This window comes from Robiginitalea sp., from assembly GCF_049588695.1.
In the GTDB taxonomy this organism is placed as follows: Bacteria; Bacteroidota; Bacteroidia; order Flavobacteriales; family Flavobacteriaceae; genus Robiginitalea.
Genome location: NZ_JBAVZJ010000250.1, coordinates 1 through 3,048, shown reverse-complemented (window position 1 = coordinate 3,048; position 3,048 = coordinate 1). Strand labels below are relative to the sequence as shown.

General features: G+C 50.4%; 3 protein-coding genes and 1 tRNA gene. All 4 read right to left on the bottom strand.

Annotated elements, in window-relative coordinates:
* Positions 1-322: hypothetical protein (locus WBV75_RS06080; RefSeq protein WP_424119750.1), on the bottom strand; the 322-nt coding region annotated here is incomplete at its 3' end.
* Between the two features lie 353 nt (positions 323-675).
* Positions 676-750: transfer RNA gene (locus WBV75_RS06075), tRNA-Val, on the bottom strand.
* A gap of 59 nt (positions 751-809) precedes the next feature.
* Complete coding sequence (locus WBV75_RS06070) at positions 810-2,021, bottom strand: bifunctional folylpolyglutamate synthase/dihydrofolate synthase (RefSeq protein ID WP_424119749.1); 1,212 nt, start codon at positions 2,019-2,021, stop codon at positions 810-812.
* Positions 2,022-2,025: 4 nt separating this feature from the next.
* Entirely contained in the window at positions 2,026-2,982 is a 957-nt protein-coding gene (locus WBV75_RS06065; RefSeq protein WP_424119748.1) for an energy transducer TonB, read from the bottom strand.
* Positions 2,983-3,048: the final 66 nt, after the last annotated feature.

The window sequence follows — 3,048 nt, the reverse complement described above, 5'->3', positions numbered from 1 at the left end:
GAATTCCTCCTTTCTCAGTAGTGACACTTTCAAAATAGGGCATAAATTCATTTAAAATAATTTCCTTGGTCAGATATCCGACTTCATCAAGCGTTTCAAGTGCCATAATGCTATACAGAGGTTGACTTTCTGGTGATGCGGTATCTGGTTCCATTCCGTGTCCAAATCCGCCATCGGGATTTCGATAAGCATAAACGGCATGAAAAACACCATTCATATTTCCGTTTGCAAAATGAAATTCAAATAAACGTCTTTCTATCATTCTCGCATTTGTCAGAATGAAATCTCTTGCTTTCAGAAAGTCGTTTTTCGATAAAATCATTTAGTTCTCAAGGATGTTTTAAATTACACACAACTTGTTATATGAACATAAATATAATCCTTATCCCATAAATCGGATCCGGATAACAGCAATAGAAGGTGTCCTTATCAATTTCAGAATCGTTCTCCGATTTTCTAAAAGCGGATAAGCAAGAGGGTAACGGGCAATTGTAACCTCCAAGTGAGGATTACGCCTATGGCGTGATCCAGACCATGCTCCCTCCTGCAAATAGAAAACCCAATCCGGCGATGCCGGATTAAGGTTTTTCATTTCATCCAAATACCCGAGCGAGCTCGGTATTTGCGGAAATGAAAAAACCCCGCAACTTTCGTTGCGGGGTTTTCTGAGTGATGTGGGCCCTACTGGATTCGAACCAGTGACCCCCTGCTTGTAAGGCAGGTGCTCTGAACCAACTGAGCTAAGAGCCCGTTAAGGGTGTGCAAATATAGGATAGTTTTTAGGTTCGCAAAAGAAATTATTCAAAATTTCAAACCACTTCAGCGACCACAAATGTGCTGCCTCCCACAAATATAAGGTCCTCCGCCACGGCGGCTTTTCGGGCAGCCATCAAAGCGCTGTCTACAGAAGAGTAGGATTCTCCCTGCAATCCATAATCAAGGGCTTTTTCGCGAAGGATCTCCGCATCCAGGCCCCTTGGGATATCGGGTCGTGCGAAGTAATACGCAGCATCCGAAGGGAAAAGGGTAAGAACCTTCTCCAGGGGTTTGTCTTTTACAAAGCCGAGCACTATGTGAAGCCTCTTATAATCTTGAGAAAGCAATTGTTCGAGAACCAGTTCCAGCCCATCCGGGTTATGGGCCGTATCGCAGATAATCCGGGGCCGTTCGCCCAGGGTCTGCCAGCGTCCCTGTAACCCTGTGTTTTTGGCTACCCTATTCAATCCGTTCACCATATCCGCATCGCTCACCGGGAATTCCTTTAACATCCCCAGGGTGGACACAACCCCCTTCATATTTCGTTTTTGGTACTTCCCGCCCAGGGAAGAGGAATACTCCGGAGAATCCTGCTGATCCGCAAAAATAAGGGGAGCCTCGCGCTCGGCAGCAACCGTCTTAAAAACAGCGGCTACCTCATCCTGGGTTTCACTCACGACTACCGGTACGCCGGGCTTGATGATACCCGCCTTTTCCGCTGCGATTTCGGGGAGCGTATCCCCCAGGAACTCCATATGGTCCATCCCGATATTAGTGATCAGGCTAACCTCCGGGATTATGATATTTGTCGAATCCAGGCGTCCGCCCAGGCCCACTTCAATAACGGCAATATCAACTCTTTCGGCACTGAAGTATTCAAAGGCCATCCCCACGGTCAATTCAAAGAATGACAAAGAATGGGCCTCCAGGTAATCCCTGTGGCGGGCGATAAAATCAATGACATAGGTTTCGGAAATAACCCTCCCATCCACCCGGATGCGCTCCCTGAAGTCCCGAAGGTGGGGAGAGGTGTAAAGCCCTGTTTTGTATCCGGCTTCCTGCAACACAGAAGCGAGCATATGACTGCTGGAGCCTTTACCGTTGGTGCCGGCTACGTGTATGCTTTTAAAATCGAGATGGGGGCTTCCTAAATATGCGGAAAACTGTTGTATCGTCTCCAGCTTGGCATTGAGGGCTGAGGCACCCCGCTGCTGATACATGGGAAGGCGGGCAAACATCCAGTCCAGGGTTTCCCGATACGTCATGGGTCTACTGGCCGAGTTTAAAATTCACAACTACAAAGCCTACCTGACGGTTCGGGGCCTTGCTATCAGGGTTCCAGCGGTGCGCCATAGCCGTTTTGCGGGCGGGCTCCAGCAGGCAGGAATTGTTATTGGTCGTTCCCCGCACCCCCGGGGTAGCCTTAATGACTTTTCCGGAGCGGTCTACTTCGATCTGAACGACCACCCGCCCCTCTTCATTGCACTCCTGTTTATAAGCAGTTTTACTGGCAAGGGAACGGCCGCTGAGGCCATATCCTCCTGATCCGGAACCACTTCCCGGGCTTCCGTAGTATGAACTGGCATAGGGGTCCCCTGCAGGATTCCCTTTATCCCCGGCCCGGTTGTCATCTCCCTCACTGCCTTCGGCCTGGCCCTCTGCACTGTTCAGGCCACCCATCATGGCGTCGAGTTCCCTTTTCTTGGCCTCCTGTTCCGCACGCGCACGCGCTTCCGCCTCTTGCTTTTCGCGGGCAATCCGCGCCGCTTCCTCCCGTGCCTCCCGTGCCTCACGGTCGGCTTTGGCTTTGGCTTCCCGTGCCGCCTCGTCGGCTTTCCGGCGCTGCTCTGCTTCTTGTTGTTTAATTCGAATGGATTCTTCCTCTTCCTGGGTCAGGACAGGTTCTTCGGGAATGGGTTCAGAAACTACTTCCTCCGGGGTTTCCTCCGGAAGGGCCTCTGCCGGCATTGGCTCAGTTTCTTCGGGCAGTACCTCCTCTTCGGAATCCTCTACGACAGGTTCTGCCTGTCGCTGGCGGATGGGCTCGGTGGGTTGCTCATCGCCCATCCCAAACTCCATGGTTCCAAAATTAACGGTAACTCCGCTCTCGGGTGGCGGTTCCATATAGGTAAGGCCTATATAAAAAAGCAAAAGGAGCAGTACACTTAACAGGATTGTCGTAAGTGTGAAGGATTTTTTCTTGTGTCTCGTATCTAAAAACGGCATCACTTTGGACGCACAGCAAGGATCACTTTATAGCTATTGCGGTTCGCAATGTCCATAACATTGACG